This is a genomic window from Nitrospirota bacterium (genome assembly GCA_030684575.1).
GTDB lineage: Bacteria > Nitrospirota > Nitrospiria > Nitrospirales > Nitrospiraceae > Palsa-1315.
In genome coordinates this window covers 103,322-123,643 of record JAUXVD010000020.1, presented here as the reverse complement: position 1 = coordinate 123,643, position 20,322 = coordinate 103,322, and the positions used below count along the sequence as shown (strand labels likewise).

Genomic DNA, 20,322 nt, shown 5'->3' with positions numbered 1-20,322 from the left:
CTCTCTTGCGACTGGAGGAGTGGCATGAACGAATATCAACTTGGTGGCGGCTTGAATCTCTTGACCGTATTGGGGAAAACCAATGCGTTCACCGAGTTTTTAAAAACCCGCATGGTTCATGCCGTGGAGTCAGAAGATCCCACAGAGCTGCATTACCTTCTGGCGCAACTCGACGACTACCATTCCTATATGTGGCGCTATTACAACAAGCTGGCGAAGGACCGTCCAGAACGGATGGATCCAGGGGTCTAGCAGGATGCTGAATAATTGGCGTGGTGGGTTGGAACCATTCCCGTGCTCGCGCAACCCACGGCCTCTGAAGGCCTTCGTTGGCCGAGCGCAGTAGGGAGCTTCCACCCACCCCGTAAGAGTGATAGTTCGCGGAGGACTTGCTGGCGGCCATTGTGAGCATCCTGAAAACCTATCGGCAACCGCGGGAAGAAACGTTCATATCATTATGACTCAACTCACAGATACGACCACTCCGACCATGCTTCAGTTTGCAACTGCACTTTCGCGCAAGACCGATACGGAAGCTGCCACTCGAGATCTTGCCGATGCCATCTTGATGCAAATCGGCACGGCCCCTATCGATCTGGCGTTCGTGTTTTTCTCTTCCCACCATGCGGCCAAAACCTCCATGATCTCTGCCATGTTGCAGAAGGACTTGCGGGCCAAGGTCTGTCTGGGCTGTTCCGGCGAAGGGGTGATTGCCGGCGCCGAAGAAATTGAAGCCGCTGCAGCCATGACCATCTGGGTGGCCTGCCTTCCCGGGGTTACCGTGACTCCGCTCCACCTTTCCGTCTCTCACTTGCAGGACCAAATTCATATGCCAGGGTGGCCGGATCCGGGACTGGAAGAATCGACCTTTCTCCTCCTCGCTGATCCCTTCTCGACACCGATGCAGGAAGTTCTTTCCCTCATGACAGACCGGTACCCTCAGGGCAAAGTCGTCGGGGGCCTCGCCGGAGGAGGTCGGGATGCAGGAGAAAATCGGCTCCTCCTCAACGATCAGGTGTTCGACGGGGGCGTGGTGGGGGTGCAACTCACGGGACCGATCGCGGTACGAACCGTGACCTCGCAAGGCTGCAGGCCGATCGGTGAACGGTTTGTCGTCACGAGGGCAGAAGGCAATCTGATTCATGAACTCGGTGGAGTCTCAGCCTTAAAGCGGCTCCAGGACGTTTTCGAGTCCCTGGGAGGCGCCCAACGCCGCGATGCCCATCGCGCATTACACCTTGGTATTGTCATCGATGAGCACAAGAGCCATTTCGAGCGGGGCGACTTCCTCGTTCGTAACCTCATCGGCGCGGATCAACAAGCCGGGGCCGTCGCGATCGGAGACGTGGTACAGGAAGGCCAGACCGTTCAATTTCATCTCCGCGATGCAAAATCGGCCAGCGACGATTTGCACTTTCTCCTGGCTGCGGATCGAGCAAAGCACCGGAATCCGCCGCTCGGAGCCCTCTTGTTCAGTTGTTGTGGGCGTGGAGAGGGCCTCTTTGGCCAGCCCCATCACGATAGTGGAGTCGTGCAAGAGCGCCTCGGGGTTCTCCCGACGGCTGGATTTTTCGCACAAGGAGAGATCGGTCCTGTCGGGGGACGCAATTTCCTGCATGGCTACACGGCCAGCGTGGTCATTTTCTCTGAACCGAACTCCCGTGCGCCACATCCGTGAGAGTCGTGTCGTGAGCGTTCGATAGAGATTGTCGGTCTCGCGGTCGGCAGGCGATGCGACGCAGTGCAATGTGTGAGTCTATTGTCCTCCACCTGAATGCTCAGGTGGCCAACGATCAGAAAAGGAGCAGGTATGCCGCATCAAGAAGCAGGCGCGGAAGGAAATGAAGTCACGACGTCATCGGGGTTGCAGTATGTCGATCTGACGGTCGGAACCGGAGCCACGGCCGAGGCGGGACAGACGGTCATCGTGCATTACACCGGCTGGCTGGAAAACGGGAAGAAATTCGACAGTTCCGTAGACCGGGGCCAGCCCTTCTCGTTTCCTCTAGGGGCCGGGCGAGTCATCAAAGGATGGGATGAGGGCGTGAAGGGCATGAAAGTGGGCGGCAAGCGAAAGCTGACCATCCCATCAAAGCTCGGGTATGGCGCACAGGGTGCGGGCGGCCTGATTCCTCCACATGCCACGTTGATTTTCGACGTCGAACTGCTGGGCCTCTGAGCCACGTCATGCAACGGACCCCACTGATTACGCAGCATCAAGCCTGCGGCGCCAAACTCGTCGATTTCGCCGGATGGGAAATGCCGATTCAGTATAGCGGTGTGGTGGACGAGTACCATACCGTCCGCTCCCATATCGGCCTCTTCGACGTGAGTCATATGGGGCGGTTGCGAGTCGCCGGCCCCGGTGCTATCCCGTTCCTCCAGCGAGTCACGACGAACGACGTCGACAAGATCGCGGTCTCGCAAGCCCAATATTCCATGGTCTGCAACGAGCACGGGGGCATCAAAGACGACATCTTTGTCTATCGGCTCGGGTCGGACGAATTTCTCTTGTGTGTGAATGCCTCGAACCGCGAGAAAATCCTGTCGTGGCTGCACACACAGCTTGGCCAGGATAGGACGGTTCGTCTCGACGATCGGTCGGTTGAATTGGCTCAGGTGGCCGTCCAGGGTCCTAAATCTCGCGAGCTACTCATGAGTCTCGGCGGGACGGCTCTCGAAGGGCTCAAGCTCCATCACACTTGTAAGGGGGCCATAGGGGGCTTGTCTTGCTTGCTAGCCCGAACAGGCTACAGCGGTGAATTGGGCTATGAGATTTATATCGATGCAGACAAGGTCGGCCGCCTCTGGGACCTACTCATCGAGAAGGGGCAGGCCTGGGGACTCAAGCCGGCCGGACTCGGCGCGAGAGATCTTCTCCGGTTGGAAATGGGCTATCTGCTCTATGGCAACGACATGGGTGAAGACACGACGCCGCTTGAAGCCAATGCGGATTGGACGGTCAGCTTCCAGAAAGGTCCATTCATCGGCAGCCAGACGCTCCTGGCGCAGAAACAGGCCGGGGTCGTTCGTCGTTTCGTAGCGTTCGAACTGGTTGAGAAGGCCGTGCCACGCCACGGATTCAGAATCCTTGACTCCGCAACGTCCCAACCCATCGGCGAGGTAACCAGCGGCAACCTCTCGCCACTTCTTCAGAAGGGCATCGGGTTGGGTTACGTGCCTCTGCGCTATGCGGAGCCCGGCACGTCCATCCTGATAGAGATTCGCAGCAAGAACGTCCCAGCTCAGATCGTCAAGCCACCGTTCTACAAGAAGCGCAAGGCGTAGCCTTGCGCGGGCATGAGGCAATGGGCGAGGGGCTAAAGGAACTGAGATGATATCGAGCATGTACGTGCATCCAATTCTTCGCCCCTGGCCTCTGGCCTCAAGCCTCTAGGAATGTTTATGCAGAGCAAACGCATGTATACGGGCATCATCATAAACGTGAACGTCGACACCGTCACGTTGCCGAACGGCCTCACGGTCGACTTAGAAGTGGTCCGCCATCCTGGCGCAGCCGCGGTGGTGCCGCTGAAAGACGATGGCACGGTTGTCTTGATTCGGCAGTTCCGCCAGGCAGCCGGAGGGTTCATCTACGAAATCCCTGCGGGAAAACTCCATCCTGGAGAAGACCCGATGGCCTGCGCGGCACGAGAGCTGGAAGAAGAAATAGGCTATCGGGCGGGCAAGCTTGAACTGCTGTCCAGTATCTTGACCGCGCCGGGGTTCACCGACGAGGTGATCCATGTCTACAAGGGAACCGGGTTGACGGCGGGAAAGCAACAGCTCGATCAGGATGAAGTGCTCGAAGTGATCGAACTGCCATTACTGGAAGCCATCAGCATGATTGAGACTGGTGCGATCAGAGATGCAAAATCGATCGTGGGATTGCAGGCCGTCTATCTTCGGGAAAGAAGCAGGTAGGGAAGAGGACTCGAAGGGTCTCCCGCTTTAGGCAGGAGACCCTTCAAGCGAACTAGCCTCGTCAGAGAAAAGGGACTACTTAGCCTTCTCGTCTTTCTTCTTCTCATCCTTCTTGTCGTTGAACGTATCGGCGTGGCCACCCTTCTTCTCGTCCTTCTTATCCTTCTTCTCATCGCCGTACACGAGGACGTGGCCGCCCTTCTTCTCATCCTTCTTGTCCTTCTTCTCTTCGCCGGCGAAGGAAGGTGCGCTGAACGACACTGCCACTGCCACTGCCATGATTGCCATCAACATGCTCTTCATAGTATGTGACCCCCTGTTAGTGATTGAATATCGTGCCATGATCGGCACACGCTAGGACTGTTCAGCAAGCTTAGTGCCGGAACTTAAAAAGCGATGCCTTGCTTGTCTTATCAATGTGTTATGAGTAATTACCTGGCTAGAGCCGAAGGGCCACACCTTCGCTTTTCTGTGGCAGAATGGCTGGTCGACGGCTAAACCGCCTCAAACCAAGGAACGCACATCCTGGTCGAACCTGAGACGGAATTGACCAGCGATTTGACCGAAACGATGATCCGCATAGCAGTACGTCAACAATCCAAGACTCACCCTCATAAAGGGCTCGCAGACCACATTCAGCCTGGAGTCAGGATCCTCTTCGTCGGCATCAACCCAGGCCTCCGTTCTGCAGCCATGGGCCACCATTTTGCCGGTCACTCCAATCGGTTCTGGAAACTTTTATACGAATCGAAGCTCGTTTCTGAGCCACTGACCTACCAGGACGATTGGCGTCTACCAGAGATGGGCCTTGGTTTGACGAACATCATCCAACGGCCCAGCGCAGGAATCGATGAACTCAAGCCTGGTGAATATGCCGTTGGACGAAAGAGACTCGTTGCCACCGTACAACGCTATCGTCCACAGATCGTCGCCTTGCTCGGGGTGACCATTTACAGGACGCTTTTTCCTGTTACCAGGGGGCAACGAGTGAACCTGGGACTTCAGACTGTGCCATTGGCCGATGTCCCGTTGTTCGTCCTTCCCAATCCCAGCGGGCGAAACGCGCATTATTCATACAGCGTCATGCTTGGCGCATTCCAAGCCCTCCGTGAGGAAGCTGATTCACTCTGACCGTAAATCGTGCTATCTTCACTTTTCGGAGCGAAGAGGTAGCTCGACTCTCACCATTCTTGTAGGAGTGCCAGATGTTATTAGACGGCAAAACAGGACTGATCATCGGGGTTGCCAACAAGCACAGCATCGCCTGGGCTATCGCCCAATCGGCGGCCAGCCAGGGCGCCAAGTTGTTCTTTAATTATCAGGGCGAGCGGCTACGAGAGAACGTCGAAGAACTGGTCGCCACGATGCCAGGGGCGAAAGCCTTTCCTTGCGACGTGGGAGACGACGCGCAAATTGCCGCCTTGATGCAGAATGTCGGGAAGGAAACTCCGAAGATCGATTTTCTCGTCCATTCAGTCGCTTTTGCCCCGCGGGAAGAACTGACCGGTCAGTTCGTGAATACCACGAGGCAGGGATTCGCGACGGCCCTCGACGTGAGTGCCTATTCACTCGTTGCCGTCACCAAGGCGGCGCTGCCCCTCATGACCGACGGTGGGTCCGTCGTCACGCTGACCTACCTTGGCGCGGAACGGGTCGTGCCACATTACAATGTGATGGGTGTTGCCAAGGCCGCGCTCGAAGCGACCGTCCGTTATCTGGCTCACGACCTCGGTCCGAAGAACATTCGGGTGAATGCCATCTCTGCCGGTCCGATCAAGACCCTTGCCGCTCGCGGAGTCTCTGGCATCAGCAAGATGGTCGACCACCACAGAGAATTTGCCCCGCTACGCCGCGCAACCGAGCAAGGCGAAGTGGGTGATACAGCATTGTTCTTGGTCAGTCCACTAGGGCGTGGGATTACTGGAGAAGTGATCTACGTCGATGGCGGGTATCATATCCTGGGGTCACTTGCGTCGCCGGACTGACGGCTGTTGAAAAAGCCCGCCAGCTTCGTTCTCGCATCGCTCAGACCCTCAACGTACCACAGAGGGTACGCCTCGGGCCTTCACTCGCTGCGGCCTTGCTGGACAGCCTTTTTGAACAGCCGTTGGCGTGAAGTGGCATTCGTATCTCGCTTGTCGGAATGCACGTGTCATTGCTTCTAGGTACTACTCGATTGTCCGCCTGAGTGTTTTTAACTTCCCTCGTTTCGTCTTGCTCTCCAATCGCCGCTGCTTCGATCCCTTCGTCGGTTTCGTCGCTCTGCGTTTCTTGCGCGGGATCGCCACGCTCTGAATAAGTTCGAGTAATCGCGTGAGCGCATCCTCTCGATTCTGCTCCTGACTCCGGTGCTGCTGAGCCTTAATAGTAATCACTCCATCAGCTGAAATTCGATTGTCTCTGAGCTTCAGCAGCTCTTCTTTGTAGAAGGGCGGCAACGAGGAGGCCGCAACATCGAACTGTAAATGAATCGCGGACGAAACCTTATTGACGTTCTGTCCACCGGCACCCTGCGCCCGCATCGCATGGATGTCGATTTCAGAGTCGGGGATGGTGACGTGTGATGAGATCTGCAGCATGGTTGGGCTAACCATCAATCGTGCCTGACGAACGCTGATGCAGCGAGGTTATCTCAATTGGAGAGGTGAAACAAACCGTATCTTGATGAGGATTGCCACGGGCGTACGGTAAATAAAAATCTATCAAGATCGTTTGCAGGAAGATGTTGCGGTCAGTCTAACTGCGGCGAGCTAAGATATGGATTAGTTGATGCAGAACTACGATAACTCAGGAAGTCGATTGATGATTTTTAACCGCACTTCATCACCCACCTGCATTTGCACCATCTTGGTTGCGAGGTTCTCGCGAACGCGATGGGCATCTTCCAGTTTGAACTGTACTTGGCCGCCGTTTTGTTCAACGAGGTGATAGAGCAGCAAGGTGGTCAGGTGTTTGAGATCTTCGTCGGTCGTGTGTGCGCTGAGATTCAAGATTTTCGACATGGAATAGGCCTCACCCTGTGAATTGGACAGGCTCCTTTATCGCTGACTGGCTAGTCGTATCACAATGCCCCAAAGGAGGGGGAATTGTGTTGGTGGGGCGTTCCATGAACGGAACCTGGCGAAGACTGCGGGCTGTTCAGAGAGGCCGTCCAGCAAGGCCGCAGCAAGCGGAGAGGCGAGAACGCCGCTGGCGGACTGTCTGGACGGCCGGCTAGCTGGAATAGGCCTCTATCGGTGGACAGGTGCAGATCAGATGGCGGTCCCCATAGGCTTCGTCGATCCGGCTGACGCTAGGCCAGAACTTATGGTCGCGGACCCAGGAAGCGGGGAACGCGGCCTGTTCACGGCTATAGGGTCTGGTCCATTCATTGCCCGTCACGATCTGTGCCGTATGCGGGGCGTTCTTCAGCAGATTGTTCGTGCGAGGCTGGCGGCCTTCGACGATCTCCTGGATCTCGGCATGAATCAAGATCATCGCCTCGCAGAATCGGTCCAATTCGGCTCTGGACTCGCTTTCAGTTGGTTCGACCATGAGTGTTCCGGCAACCGGGAACGAGACGGTGGGAGCATGGAACCCGTAATCCATCAATCGCTTCGCCACATCCATCGCTTCGACTCCCGCAGTCTCCTTGAACTGACGAAGGTCGAGAATGAATTCGTGCGCGACGAACCCGGACGTTCCCCTGTACAAGATCGGATAGTATTTCTCCAGCCGCTTGGCCATGTAGTTCGCGTTCAAGATGGCCACCTGCGTCGCCTTGGTCAATCCGTCACGTCCCATCAGGGCGATGTAGACCCAGGAAATCGTGACGATGCTGGGGCTGCCATAGGGCGCCGCCGACACCGGTCCGATGGATTCCTGGCCGCCTAACTTCGTGACCGGATGGCCGGGAAGAAATGGCGCCAGATGGCGAGCCACACCGATCGGCCCCATTCCGGGACCGCCCCCTCCATGGGGGATACAGAACGTCTTATGCAGATTGAGATGGCATACATCCGCGCCGATGTCGCCTGGGCGGCAGAGTCCCACCTGGGCATTCATGTTGGCGCCATCCATATACACTTGCCCGCCATGGGTATGCACGATCTGGCAGATGCGGCGCACGCCCGCTTCAAAGACGCCATGGGTCGAGGGATAGGTCAACATGAGGGCCGAGAGTCGATCGCGATACTGGGACGCCTTCGCTTCAAGATCGGCTAAGTCCACATTGCCTTGACGATCGCAGGCGACGACGACCACCGTCATGCCAACCATGGCCGCACTGGCCGGATTCGTGCCATGCGCGGATACGGGAATCAAACAGACGTCTCGATGCGTTTCACCCTGGCTCCGGTGATAGGCCCGGATCACCATCAGTCCTGCATACTCGCCCTGTGAGCCCGCGTTCGGCTGCAAGGAGACGGAGGAAAACCCTGTGATCTCCGCCAACCAGGCTTCTAATTGACCGAACAGTTCCTGGTACCCCTTCGTCTGGTCAGCCGGGGCAAAGGGATGAAGCTGCGAAAACTCCGGCCAGGTCACCGGTAACATTTCGGACGTCGCGTTGAGTTTCATGGTGCAGGAGCCCAACGGGATCATCGAATGAACGAGCGACAAATCTTTCGCGGCGAGGCGATGGATATATCGCAGCATCTCATGCTCAGTATGATAGCGATTGAAGACCTCATGGGTCAGGTACCGGCTGGTACGGGCAAGATGCGCCGGGAAATCGGTGGTGATGTTCTGGCACAAGTCTCTGACCTGAAACGGCAGGCGATCATGGCCGACGAAGATTTCCATCAGGCGCCTGATTTCGTCCTCCGAGCTCAGTTCATCCAGGGCAATCCCGATCGAGTGGTCCTCATGTCTGCGAAGATTGATGCCGGCTTCGTTGGCTCTGAACAAAATAGGCTCAGACTGCACTTTCGTCAGTCGAACCAGAATCGTATCGAAATACTCTTCCGCTCCGACATCGAATCCGAGCTGACGCAGACCCGCTGACAAGAGTACGGCCAAGCCATGCACGCGCTCGGCAATCCTCCGCAAGCCCTCGGGCCCATGGTAGACCGCATACATACTCGCCATGATGGCTAAGAGGACCTGCGCCGTACAAATGTTGCTCGTCGCCTTTTCACGCCGGATATGTTGTTCGCGGGTCTGCAGCGAGAGTCGGGCTGCCGGTTTCCCTGTGACGTCTTTGGACACCCCGACGATGCGGCCAGGCATCTGTCGCTTGAATGACTCAGCCGTTGAAAGAAACGCGGCATGGGGGCCGCCAAATCCGATCGGGACCCCGAATCGCTGGCTGGAGCCTATGGCGATATCGGCTCCGAATTCTCCCGGTGCTTTCAACAGGGTTAAGGCCAGCAGATCGGTGGCCATCACCACCAGCACTCCGGCCGCGTGGGCCTGCGACACGAGGGCACTGTAGTCTCTAACAGAGCCGTCGGTGGCCGGGTATTGGAGCAGAATGCCGGCCAGCTGGGGATTGGAGAAGTCGATGGTCTGCGTTCGCCCTATCTGCAGCGTCATGCCGAGGGGCTCTGCCCGCGTCTGCATCACTGCGATGGTTTGAGGGTGACAATCTTGCGAGGCGAAGAACGCTGTCCGTTCGAGGCCGGACGAACGGGAGACGGCGAGACACATCGCCATGGCCTCTGCCGCAGCCGTCGCTTCATCCAGGAGCGATGCATTGGCTAAGGGCAAGCCGGTGAGGTCCGCCACCACGGTTTGAAAATTCACGAGGGCTTCTAAGCGGCCCTGGGCGATCTCCGCCTGGTAGGGCGTGTACTGGGTATACCAGGCCGGGTTCTCGAAAATGTTGCGTTGGATGACGCCGGGTGTGAGGCAGTCGTGATAACCCATGCCGATCAACGATCGGTAAAGCTGGTTTTTTGCCGCGATGGAGCGGATGTCTTGCAACACGGCCTGTTCGCCGCGGTGCAGCGGCAGGTTTAATTCATTCCGCAGGCGAATATCCGCCGGCACAATGGCATCGCTCAGCTCCTCCAGCGACTGCAGGCCGAGTGTTGCCAACATGTGGCGAACATCAATGTCGGTGGAACCGAGATGGCGATGGATGAAGGTGTCGGTGGGGCTCAGAAAGTCCGGTGTGGCCATGGCGTTCGTCTTGTCCTTCGGAGTAAGTGGCGTTTGTGGAGCGCGCTGGTCTACGGCCGGCCCCCTTCGCGGCCAGCAGAGTATCATGCGCGCTCCCTATTCTCCAAGGGTCGGATCAAGGGCTCCAGGCTTGCCTTCACGCTGAGAGTCACGTATGAGTGCGGGCTATGAAACTACACGACATTCTGATCATCGGGGCCGGTCTGGCAGGGATGAGGGCGGCGGTGACCGCACCGCCAGACCTCGACGTCGCCGTGATGTCGAAGGTTCATCCGGTTCGGAGCCATTCCGTGGCCGCCCAGGGGGGCATCAACGCGGCATTGGGAGAAGACGATTCCTGGGAAGCCCATGCGTATGACACGACCAAGGGAGGACTCTATCTCGGCGATCAGGATGCCATCGAGGCCATGTGCCGCGAAGCGCCTGAGGATATTCTCGAATTAGAACGCCTCGGGGTTATTTTCAGTCGAAACGAAGAGGGTCGTATCGCCCAACGGCCGTTCGGTGGAGCCGGTTTTCCCCGGACCTGTTACGCCGCCGATCGTACGGGGCATGCCATCCTGCACGCGATGTACGAACAGCTGCTCAAGCGGCGCATTGCGGTGTATGAAGAATGGTATGTCACGACCTTGATCGTGGAAGACGGTGTCTGCCGGGGTGTCGTGGCCTGGGACCTGATCCATGGGGGGCTGCATGTCATCAGGGCCAAAGCGGTCATCTTGGCCACAGGAGGCAGCGGACGGGTCTTTCTGACGAGCACGAACGCCGTCATCAATACCGGCGACGGCATGGCGCTCGCGTACCGTGCCGGTGCCCCCTTGGCGGATATGGAATTTGTCCAATTCCATCCCACCACCCTGAAGGGTACGGGTATCCTCATTACGGAGGGGGCTCGCGGGGAAGGGGGCTACCTGCTGAATACCCTGGGCGAACGGTTCATGAAAGTCTACGCTCCGCAGCAGATGGAATTGGCGACTCGCTCCACCGTCTCGTTAGCGATCGGGCAGGAAATCCTCGAAGGCCGTGGGGTCGATGGCTGCGTGTTATTGGATTTACGGCATCTTGGCCGCCAGCGTATTCTCGAACGGCTTCCTCAGATCAGGGCACTCGCCATGGAGTTCGCCGGTCTCGACCCGATCGAGACCCCTATTCCTGTTCGCCCCGGTGCGCATTATCAGATGGGTGGCGTCCGCACCAACCAATGGACCGAAACGGGCATCGCCGGTCTCTATGCGGCCGGCGAATGTGCTTGTGTCAGTGTTCATGGCGCCAATCGGCTCGGAGGCAACTCACTCCTTGAAACGATCGTGTTCGGTCGGCGCGCTGGAGTTCGAGCCGGAGAGTATGTCCGCACCGTTGCGCCACAGGCACTCAGAAACGACCAGCTCACGACTGAGCAGGCTCGCGTCCAGCGTGTGCTGGCACAGGAGGGATCGGTCCGAGCCTGGCAGCTGCGCGAGGAACTCGGTCGGACGATGAGCCTCAATCTGGGTCTTGTCAGGACCCAGGAGTCCATGTCTGCCGCCATCTCGGCCATTTCGACATTGACCCAGCGCGCCGCCTCCATGACGGTGCAAGACAAAGGGCGGGTGTTTAATACGGACCTGGTGCAGGCATTGGAGCTCGAATGCCTGCTCGACGTCGCGGAGACCATCGCCACCAGTGCGCTCGCGAGGCAGGAAAGCCGTGGCGCCCATTACCGGTCGGACTATCCCGTCCGCGATGATCAACATTGGTTGAAACATAGCCTCATCCGTCGGACTCCCGAGGGAACGGCGCTGACCCACGAACCTGTGACCGTCACGCGTTTTCCGCCGACATAAGAGGCAGGCGATTAGTCGACGGAGCTCTGGTATAATCACGCGGCGAATACTATGCGCATACTCGTTATTGAAGACGAAACGAAAGTCGGCTGTTTCATCAAGCGCGCGCTTGAAGAAGAGAGTTACGCCGTCGATCTCTGTGAAGATGGGGCGAAGGGCCTTCAGATGGCCTTTGCGACGAACTACGACCTTCTGATCGTCGACTTGATGCTACCGTCATTGCCCGGACTGGATGTGCTGAAGGGAGTCCGTCAGGCCAAGATTCAAACCCCTATTCTGATTCTGACCGCCCAATCCCAAGTCGACCAGCGAGTCAAGGGTCTTGACGCCGGCGCAGACGATTACCTCACCAAGCCCTTTGCCATCGACGAACTGCTCGCCCGTATTCGCGCCCTGCTTCGCCGCGGCGCGACCGAGGGTTCCGGCGTTCTCCAGATCGACGATTTGGTCTTGAACCCGGCCACGCGAGAGGTGACCAGGGGCGGCCAACGGATCGACCTCACTTCGAAGGAATATGCGCTGCTCGAATATCTGATGCGTCATACGGGGCGCGTCTTGACCCGTCCCATGATTTCAGAACATGTGTGGAATCAGGACTTCGACACGTTTACCAATGTCATCGATGTGTACGTGAATTATCTCCGGAACAAGATCGACCGGGGACGCTCGAAGAAGTTGATTTATACGATTCGCGGAAGCGGATATATGCTGAAGGCCGACTGATGCCGCTTCGCGTCCGTCTCACGCTGTGGTATGGCACCGCCCTCGCGCTCATCCTCATCATCTTTTCAACCATCTTGTATGTCATTACCGCGCGAAGCCTTCGTGACGCGGTCGATCAATCTCTGGAGGAAACCGCCGCGGCGGCGGTGCGGTCGTTGGAAGAACGCGGGTTCCTCCCGCTCATCGACGAAACCGAACTGATGTCTCAGTTCCCCGAACTGGCGCGTATCGACAAGTTCTTTCAGATCTTCAGTCCTTCCGGCACCATCACTATTCGTTCGCCGAACGTCAAACAACATGAGATACCGTTGAGCCGCCAGGCGTTGGAAGTGGCCTACTCAGGCCATACGTTGTTCGAATCCGCGAAGTACCCCAAGGAACCGCCCATACGCCTCATTTCGGTTCCCATCATCTATCGGGGCAGTCTGCTCTACATTGTCCAGGTCGGCACCACGATGGACTCGGTCGAACATACCTTGAACCGTCTCCTGTTAGTGCTATTGGTGAGTATGCCCGTCGCGCTGGTCGTGTCGCTCGCCGGCGGCTGGTTCATGGCGGGTCGGGCCCTTCGCCCCGTCGATGCCATTACGCTGGCTGCGCAACGCATCGCCGGAGGTGATCTGACGCAACGGCTGACGGCTCCGGCCTCCGCCGATGAAATCGGCCGTCTGACGAATACCTTCAACGACATGATCGCCCGGCTGGAGACCTCCTTTCGGCAGATCCGCCAGTTCAGCAGCGATGCTTCACACGAACTGCGCACGCCCTTGACGGTGATGCGAGGGGAAACCGAACTCGCCCTTCGCCGTCCACGAGAAAACGAGGACTACAAAGCCGTCATGGAGAGCAATCTCGAAGAAATCGATCGGATGACGCGCATTGTGGATGAGTTGCTCTTCCTCTCCCGGGCCGACATGGGCGAGGTGAAGATGGAGCATTTGCCTGTGCCGCTGGATTCGCTCATCGAAGACGTCCAGCGGCAAGCCTCCCTGCTAGGGCAGGAGCGGGATGTCCAGGTCTTGCTCAGCGCCACCACGCCGGCAGTGGTATTAGGAGATGAACTGCGTTTGCGGGAACTGTTCCTGAACCTCGTCGATAACGCGATTAAATATTCTCGTTCCGGGGGCACAGTCGAGATGGCCCTGACGATCGAGCAGGGCCAGGCACGACTGTCGGTGACCGATCACGGCATTGGTATCACACAAGACGATCAGGCTCAGATCTTCGACCGGTTCTATCGCGCCGATAACGCGCGGGCTCATACGAAGAAGGGTACGGGCCTTGGATTGGCGATTTGCGTCTGGATTGCCGAATCCCATCGCGGCCATATCGAGGTCCAGAGCCAGGTTGGCGAAGGTTCGACCTTTACGGTGACAGTGCCTCTGGTTTCTCCATCGGCTTAACCACTTCTAATCCCCTCCTAATCGTCCTCTCATCGCCGACTGATACGTTGTTCAGAGCATCGAACATCGTCATCGGTTTGTATCCCGGTCGATCAATCGCAAGGAGGAAATTATGAGACAGCCTGTTCGTCAGACCCTTGGAACCGTTGCAGCGGTTGCAACATTGAGCGCTCTTCTGATCTGGGGAGGCCAATCGCTGGCTCCTTCCCATGCATCGAGTCCCGCTATGTTGACGGCGACGCCGGTGGCTCTCACGATGAGCTCCGCGCCATCGAATGGATTTACAGAAGTGGCGAAAGCCGTGACACCGGCAGTCGTGAACATCACAACCGTTACCGTCGAGAAGGTGTCGGATAGACGAGGCATGCCAGACGAATTGCGGGAACGTATGGAAGAGTTCTTTGGCGGACCGGGGGGACCGTCCGGTCCTCGTGGATTCCGCGGGCCGCAAGGTCCTGGTCCCGGTGAACCTCGGGAGCATCGGGGCGGTGGGCAGGGGTCCGGCGTGATCGTCTCACCGGACGGGTACATCCTCACCAACAACCATGTGATTGATGGAGCACGCACCGTCACCATTACGCTACCGGACAAACGGGAATTCACGGGCAAGATTGTCGGGACAGATCCGAAAACGGATCTCGCCGTCGTCAAGATCGAGGGGCAGAACCTTCCGACCGTCTCCTGGGGCGATGCCACAAAATTGCAAGTTGGTGAATATGTATTGGCAGTCGGAAATCCTTTCGGGCTGAATTCCACCGTTACCCTCGGCATCGTGAGCGCCTTGGGCCGCGGCCATATGGGCATTACGCAGTATGAAGACTTCATCCAAACCGATGCAGCCATCAATCCCGGAAACTCTGGCGGCGCCTTGGTGAATACCAAGGGCGAACTGGTGGGTATCAATACCGCGATCTTCTCTCAAAGTGGCGGCTATCAGGGTGTGGGGTTCGCTGTCCCAACCAGTATGAGCAAGCCGATTTATGACAGCCTGGTTAAGAATGGGAAAGTGGTACGGGGATTCCTGGGAGTCTCCATTCAGGATCTCAATCAGGAACTGGCTAAGTCGTTCAGCCTCAAAGACGTGAAAGGGGCCCTCGTCAGTGACGTGAAGGACGACGGCCCTGCCGGGCAAGCGGGCCTCAAGCAAGGCGATATCATTACAACCTATCAAGGTACGCCAGTGGAAGATGCGGTGTCGCTTCAACGGCAGGTGACGAAAACAGTAGTGGGCACGAAAGTGACGATCCGGGTGATCCGTGATGGCCATGAGAAAGACGTGACCGTGACGATCGGCGAGCAACCGGACAACACCAAAGTCGCCAAGGTTGAGAGCGGCGAGACCGACTATGCCTTCGCTGGAGTCGCTGTGCAGGACCTCGATCGGGAAACAGCGAAGGAGCTAGGCGTGAAGGGCAAGGCTCAGGGCGTCGTTGTCACAGCGGTTGAGCCTGAGAGCAGCGCAGAAAAGGCCGGGGTGATGCGGGGTGACGTGATTCGCGAGCTCAACCGGCAGCCAGTAAAGTCGATGAAAGAATTTGAGAAAGTGTCGTCAGGACTGAAGAAGGGCGAGAACGTCTTGATCCTGATCGACCGGCGAGGCAATTCATTGTTCCTCAGCGCAAAAGTCTAGCGATCACTATAACGATGGGGCAGTAATACTGCTGCCCCATCGTCGTTAGTCGAATACCACCGTCTTTCTTCCATAGACCAACACCCGTCGCTCAACATGGCGCCGCACCGCGCGGGCCAGCACAATCTCCTCCAGATCCCGTCCTTTCCTCACCAGGTCGTCAACGGTGTCTCGGTGGCCCACATGCATGACATCTTGCTCGATGATCGGGCCTTCATCCAGATCTTCCGTGGCATAATGTGCCGTGGCTCCGATGATTTTCACTCCCCGGTCATAGGCCTGCCGATAGGGGTTTGCTCCCATAAACGCAGGCAGGAAGGAGTGATGGATATTGATGACTGGACAGCCGACCTGCGCCAGAAAGCTGGCGCTGAGGATTTGCATGTAGCGGGTCATGACCACGAGCTCGATAGTATGGTCCTTCAGGAGGGAGAGTACGGCTTGCTCCTGCTGGGGCTTCGTCTCCTTGGTCACGGGACAGACGGAGAAGGGAATCTTGAAGAGTTCAGCCCAGCTTGCGCAGGTGTCATGATTGGAGATAATGACGGGGACATCGATGTGCAACTCATCGCGTTTGTGTCGTTGGAGCAAGTCCGCCAGGCAGTGATCCTGTTTCGAGACCAACATGGCGACTCTCGTTCGGTGGCTTGAGGGACGAACCTCATAGCGCATCTCGAAGGTCTTCGCGACCGGAGCGAACGCGGTTGCGATTTCATCGGGCGGAATCTGCAGGCCCTCGGCGGCAAACTCCATACGCATGAGAAACTCGTTGCTCTCTTCATCGGTATGGTGCTCCGAGTCGAGGATATTCCCGCCGAAGTCGTGAATGAAACCAGAGACTCGAGCCACAATGCCCCTGCGATCCTTGCAATGAATCAGAAGAACAACAGATTCTTTTCGCTGCGCCATCGTAGGCCTATCTCCGATGAAAGAAATTACCGAGTTGTAGCAGAGAGGTAGCGATCTTGGTGCCTCATGACGCTAGAGGGCTGCTCAAAAAGACCGTCAGCAAGGCCGCAGCGAGAGAGGGGCTGAAGCGTACCCGACGGGTACGTTGAAGGCCTGAACGATGCGAGAACGATGCTGGCGGTATTTTTCAGCAGCCCATTATGGGACGATGTGGCCGACCAGGTCATACATCGCCGCATCGGTGATCTCGACCTTGACGACGTCCCCTGCCATGGCTGACCCATCATTGATATAGACGACGCCGTCGATCTCCGGAGCCAGCCCTTCATGGCGGCCCTCGAGCAATAGCTCCGTCTCTTCTGAAACCCCTTCGACCAGAACCTCCATGACGGAGCCGATACGGGCCTGGCCTCGGGCCGCCGCAATCTCTTCTTGCACAGCCAGAAGTTCATTCCGTCGTTCGTCCATGACCGACCGTTCGATCTTGTCGTCCAGCCCAAGGGCCGGCGTATCTTCTTCGTCTGAATACAAAAACACCGCCACGCGATCGAACTCGGCCTCTGCCACGTAGTTTCGTAGTTCGTCGAACGCCTGCTCGGTCTCGCCTGGAAACCCCACGATGAAGGCCGTGCGAAACGTGACCGCGGGAATGCGCGTCCGGATTCGTTCAACGAGAGAGGTGATGGTGTTCCGATCGCCCAGCCTGTGCATTCGTTTGAGCATGCGATCGTTGATGTGCTGCAGCGGCATGTCGATGTACTTGGTGATCTTTTCTTCTCCCGCGTAGAGATCCAACAACTCGTCCGATACCTGTTGCGGATAGAGATAGAATGGCCTGATCCAATGGAGGTCTTTCACCTTCACCAACTCGCGGAGCAGCGTGGTGAGGCCTTGGCGCAGGCCAAGATCGACGCCGTAATTCACGGTGTCCTGGGAAATGAGGTTGATTTCCTTTACGCCTTCCGCTGCGAGGCGCGTGGCTTCGGCCACGATCGATTCTACGGGGCGGCTTCGCTGTTTGCCTCTCATCAAGGGAATCGCGCAGAACGCACAGTTCCGGTTGCAGCCTTCGGCGATTTTCACATAGGCGCTATGGGCTTTCCCGAGACGGAGCCGTGGCGCATCTGCGTCGTAGAGATAGGGAGGCTCGCTGATCCAGAGTCGTTGCTGCCGTTTTTTCGGCGCCAAGAGATCCCGGCAAATTTCTGCGATCTTTCCGAACTCACCGGTTCCCACCACTCCGTCGAGCTCCGGCAATTGTTTGAGGAGATCTCCCTGATAGCGCTGCGCCAGACAACCGGCGGCAATCAAGACGAGACAGGATCCATTGTCTTTGAGTTTGCCGTGCGCAATGATCGTATCGATCGACTCCTGCTTGGCTTCTTCGATGAAGCCACAGGTATTAATGATGACCACTTCGGCTTTCTTCGGGTCGGCGGTCAGGGTAAACCCGTCTGCCACCAGGGTGCCTAACATGACTTCGGAATCGACCTGGTTCTTCGAACAACCCAGGTTGACGAAGCCGATAGTGGTTTTCTTTTTGCTCGGGCGCGAGGGCGTGATCAATCGTGTAGCCATAAGGGCTAGTCTACGGGACGCTTGAAAAGCCTGTCAATCAACCGCCTCTTGCAGGTCAGTAGACGATTGCCCTACAGTAGGCCGTATGATTCGCACGTTTCAGGGCATCAAACCCACCGTTCCGACCTCCTGTTTCATCGAAGAGACCGGCATCGTGATCGGCGACGTCGTGCTCGGCGAGCATTGCAGCGTCTGGTTCCATGCCGTGATTCGCGGGGATGTACATTATATTCGGATCGGTGACCGGACCAACGTGCAGGACCTCTGCATGTTGCACGTCTCCCACGACACCCATCCGCTCATCATCGGCAACGAGGTGACCATCGGCCATGGCGTGATCCTCCACGGTTGCACGATTCACGATCGGGTGTTGATCGGCATGGGCGCCATTATTATGGATGGGGCCGTGATCGGAGAAGATTCCGTCGTCGGGGCTGGTGCCTTGATCACGGAACAGACCATCGTCCCACCCAACAGCCTCGTCCTTGGATCACCGGCAAAGGTCAAACGGTCGGTCACGGCGGAAGAGCTTGCCTGGATTAAGGCGTCAGCGGAGAACTATGTGAAGTACGCCGGCCAGTATTTAGACAATACGTCAAAATCAAAACCAGGCTTCAGAATTTAGCAGCCGCTAGCTGTTCGTGCCGATTTGTACAAAGCAGATCGGATCTCCTACCAGCGCAGTTGGATAGTAGCGCTTCCCAACGGTATAGGGAATTCGGTGCTTGTGGCACCATTCGGCAATCCAGATCACTTCTTCTGTGGTCGTCGTGACTAAGCCAGGGAGTGCAAGCTTGCCCATACAGAGGGCAACCAAGGCCCGTACGATGCGGCGCTCTTTTTCAAACTTCACAGGGTCGAGGGTGAGCGCATCGCCTCGTCCATAGGAGAGAGGCGACAGATTAGGGAATCGCTCAGGGTCGTTCAAGACGCTGACCATCCAGAGATGATCGAATCGGCCATTTGCTTTCGCGGCATCGACCGCACGGAACGAGAGGGGAATCGAGTGACAGGCAGGGTTGAGGGCCGAGACTTCGGCTCTCCTGAGATTGTAGGGTTCTACGGTTCGATCCAGCTCCAGCACTTCCATCATCAACGCAGGAAGTTCCGCCACTCCGGCTCCAACGTAGAGGCTGCGGCCACCCCGTCGCAGTTTTCGCTTCAAGACCACGGCGACGCGACTTCCGAGACGTTCACAGGGCCCCCGCTTTGCTAGCCAAAATTCATCTCCCCCTTCATAACAATAAACCGGTCCCAGCGCGCCATAGTCGAGGCGATGATAGACCTCGGTCACGAGACGACGAGTCGTGGGAGCCAGTTTGGTCCGGCTGGTCTTCATGGTCGTGCTCCGGCGATGTGAAGGATCGTGGCGGTGACGGTTGCTACCACGCTAGAGAGAAATTCAAGATTTAAAGTGTCCATGGTATCGGTCTCACGATGGTAATGCGGATTTCTGAAATTTGCCGTATCGGTCAACATCACAGCCGGATAACCGGCATCCCAGAACGAGGCATGGTCGCTGCGTCTGGTATGAGGTATCGCCTCTCCTCGCCCTGGCACGAGCAATGACAGGGTCTTGAGCCGGGGCTTCTGTTGCCTGGCATCCTGTTCCAGTTGGAGCATCAACGCCTTGGAGGTCTCGTTGCCTACCATGGCCAGAAAATCTCCCTGGGTCGGTACTGCGATCGGGACTCCTGGTGGAGCCTGTTGCGTTTCAGCTTCGGTTCTGGAAAACCCGACACATTCCAGGATAAGGGCACCGGCCAACTCACGGCCTTCAGCGTTCAGTCTGGAGGCGAAGGCCTGACTCCCCAGCCGATCTTGCTCTTCGAGGCAGAAGGCGACGAGCCAGACCGGTCGTGCAAGAGCTGTCCGGCTGAGCCGTGAAGCCACTTCTAGCAACACCACCAGTCCGCTTGCATTGTCATCCGCGCCAGGCGATCCAGGCACCGTGTCGTAGTGTGCGCCAATCAGGAGTGGGGCTAATTCCCTTCCCTGTCTCGGTTGGCTTGGATATTTCGTCGCCACGACATTGCGATAGGTCTTGCCCCAGGCAGTGACGAGCTGGCTGCTGGTAGACCACTGAGACTTGGAGAAGTGCGTGGCCAGATAATGCGCCGCCCTTCGAAGCGCGCGAGGGCTCGCCTCAGGATGACGCTCGCCCACGAGGGCTTCAAGGTGGCGGTTGATTCGACAGTGCTGATTGGCCACAACAAGAGACTGCTTGGAT

General features: G+C 57.4%; 20 protein-coding genes. 12 read left to right on the top strand and 8 right to left on the bottom strand.

Going from position 1 to position 20,322, the window contains the following annotated elements; all coding sequences use genetic code 11:
• The first annotated feature begins 24 nt into the window (after positions 1-24).
• The 5 genes from Q8N00_15255 (at position 25) to Q8N00_15235 (ending at position 3,924) form a co-directional block, all read left to right on the top strand.
• The gene (locus Q8N00_15255; GenBank protein MDP2384147.1) at positions 25-252 is read left to right on the top strand and encodes a hypothetical protein; all 228 of its coding nucleotides are present in this window, start codon (positions 25-27) and stop codon (positions 250-252) included.
• Positions 253-457: 205 nt separating this feature from the next.
• The gene (locus Q8N00_15250) at positions 458-1,678 is read left to right on the top strand and encodes an FIST N-terminal domain-containing protein (protein MDP2384146.1); all 1,221 of its coding nucleotides are present in this window, start codon (positions 458-460) and stop codon (positions 1,676-1,678) included.
• A 96-nt stretch (positions 1,679-1,774) separates the two neighbouring features.
• Entirely contained in the window at positions 1,775-2,179 is a 405-nt protein-coding gene (locus tag Q8N00_15245; protein ID MDP2384145.1) for an FKBP-type peptidyl-prolyl cis-trans isomerase, read from the top strand.
• A gap of 8 nt (positions 2,180-2,187) precedes the next feature.
• A complete protein-coding gene (gene gcvT / locus Q8N00_15240; protein MDP2384144.1) occupies positions 2,188-3,288 on the top strand; it encodes a glycine cleavage system aminomethyltransferase GcvT in 1,101 nt (366 codons plus the stop codon).
• Positions 3,289-3,405: 117 nt separating this feature from the next.
• Positions 3,406-3,924: an NUDIX hydrolase gene (locus Q8N00_15235; protein ID MDP2384143.1), complete on the top strand. Its 519-nt coding sequence runs from the start codon at positions 3,406-3,408 to the stop codon at positions 3,922-3,924.
• Between the two features lie 75 nt (positions 3,925-3,999).
• On the opposite strand, the gene Q8N00_15230 is transcribed toward Q8N00_15235, so the two are convergent.
• Complete coding sequence (locus Q8N00_15230; protein ID MDP2384142.1) at positions 4,000-4,227, bottom strand: hypothetical protein; 228 nt, start codon at positions 4,225-4,227, stop codon at positions 4,000-4,002.
• 267 nt (positions 4,228-4,494) lie between these two features.
• Here Q8N00_15230 and Q8N00_15225 point away from each other — a divergent pair, with 267 nt between their 5' ends.
• Both Q8N00_15225 and Q8N00_15220 read left to right on the top strand, forming a co-directional pair.
• Positions 4,495-5,055 (top strand): mismatch-specific DNA-glycosylase, encoded by a 561-nt coding sequence (locus Q8N00_15225; protein MDP2384141.1) that lies wholly within the window; start codon positions 4,495-4,497, stop codon positions 5,053-5,055.
• Between the two features lie 74 nt (positions 5,056-5,129).
• Complete coding sequence (locus Q8N00_15220; GenBank protein ID MDP2384140.1) at positions 5,130-5,909, top strand: enoyl-ACP reductase; 780 nt, start codon at positions 5,130-5,132, stop codon at positions 5,907-5,909.
• A 183-nt stretch (positions 5,910-6,092) separates the two neighbouring features.
• Here Q8N00_15220 and arfB read toward each other — a convergent pair whose 3' ends face one another.
• The 3 genes from arfB to gcvP all read right to left on the bottom strand — a co-directional run bounded on the left by arfB (position 6,093) and on the right by gcvP (position 10,026).
• Entirely contained in the window at positions 6,093-6,503 is a 411-nt protein-coding gene (gene arfB, locus Q8N00_15215) for an alternative ribosome rescue aminoacyl-tRNA hydrolase ArfB (protein ID MDP2384139.1), read from the bottom strand.
• Between the two features lie 198 nt (positions 6,504-6,701).
• Complete coding sequence (locus tag Q8N00_15210) at positions 6,702-6,926, bottom strand: hypothetical protein (GenBank protein ID MDP2384138.1); 225 nt, start codon at positions 6,924-6,926, stop codon at positions 6,702-6,704.
• A 211-nt stretch (positions 6,927-7,137) separates the two neighbouring features.
• On the bottom strand, positions 7,138-10,026 hold the full coding sequence (gene gcvP / locus Q8N00_15205) for an aminomethyl-transferring glycine dehydrogenase (GenBank protein ID MDP2384137.1): 2,889 nt from the start codon (positions 10,024-10,026) through the stop codon (positions 7,138-7,140).
• Between the two features lie 167 nt (positions 10,027-10,193).
• Between gcvP and Q8N00_15200 the strand changes: the two genes are divergently transcribed.
• The 4 genes from Q8N00_15200 to Q8N00_15185 all read left to right on the top strand — a co-directional run bounded on the left by Q8N00_15200 (position 10,194) and on the right by Q8N00_15185 (position 15,605).
• Entirely contained in the window at positions 10,194-11,849 is a 1,656-nt protein-coding gene (locus Q8N00_15200) for an FAD-binding protein (GenBank protein MDP2384136.1), read from the top strand.
• Positions 11,850-11,900: 51 nt separating this feature from the next.
• On the top strand, positions 11,901-12,572 hold the full coding sequence (locus Q8N00_15195; GenBank protein MDP2384135.1) for a response regulator transcription factor: 672 nt from the start codon (positions 11,901-11,903) through the stop codon (positions 12,570-12,572).
• On the top strand, positions 12,572-13,975 hold the full coding sequence (locus tag Q8N00_15190) for a heavy metal sensor histidine kinase (protein ID MDP2384134.1): 1,404 nt from the start codon (positions 12,572-12,574) through the stop codon (positions 13,973-13,975). The genes Q8N00_15195 and Q8N00_15190 overlap by 1 nt, the downstream gene beginning before the upstream one ends.
• Before the next feature lie 112 nt (positions 13,976-14,087).
• Positions 14,088-15,605: a DegQ family serine endoprotease gene (locus tag Q8N00_15185; GenBank protein ID MDP2384133.1), complete on the top strand. Its 1,518-nt coding sequence runs from the start codon at positions 14,088-14,090 to the stop codon at positions 15,603-15,605.
• A gap of 45 nt (positions 15,606-15,650) precedes the next feature.
• Here Q8N00_15185 and purU read toward each other — a convergent pair whose 3' ends face one another.
• Positions 15,651-16,514: a formyltetrahydrofolate deformylase gene (gene purU / locus Q8N00_15180; protein ID MDP2384132.1), complete on the bottom strand. Its 864-nt coding sequence runs from the start codon at positions 16,512-16,514 to the stop codon at positions 15,651-15,653.
• A gap of 198 nt (positions 16,515-16,712) precedes the next feature.
• Positions 16,713-18,092 carry a 30S ribosomal protein S12 methylthiotransferase RimO gene (rimO, locus tag Q8N00_15175; protein ID MDP2384131.1) on the bottom strand — a complete coding sequence of 460 codons (1,380 nt, stop codon included), beginning with the start codon at positions 18,090-18,092 and terminating at the stop codon, positions 16,713-16,715.
• 85 nt (positions 18,093-18,177) lie between these two features.
• On the opposite strand from rimO, the gene Q8N00_15170 reads away from it, so the two are divergent.
• Positions 18,178-18,717, top strand: coding sequence for a gamma carbonic anhydrase family protein (locus Q8N00_15170; GenBank protein MDP2384130.1), 540 nt, complete (start codon positions 18,178-18,180; stop codon positions 18,715-18,717).
• Between the two features lie 6 nt (positions 18,718-18,723).
• Here the strand turns inward: Q8N00_15170 and Q8N00_15165 are convergent, their stop codons facing one another.
• Both Q8N00_15165 and Q8N00_15160 read right to left on the bottom strand, forming a co-directional pair.
• Positions 18,724-19,431, bottom strand: a complete 708-nt coding sequence (locus Q8N00_15165; GenBank protein MDP2384129.1) for a hypothetical protein — start codon at positions 19,429-19,431, stop codon at positions 18,724-18,726.
• Positions 19,428-20,303, bottom strand: a complete 876-nt coding sequence (locus Q8N00_15160) for a M20/M25/M40 family metallo-hydrolase (GenBank protein ID MDP2384128.1) — start codon at positions 20,301-20,303, stop codon at positions 19,428-19,430. The genes Q8N00_15165 and Q8N00_15160 overlap by 4 nt, the downstream gene beginning before the upstream one ends.
• Positions 20,304-20,322 lie beyond the last annotated feature (19 nt).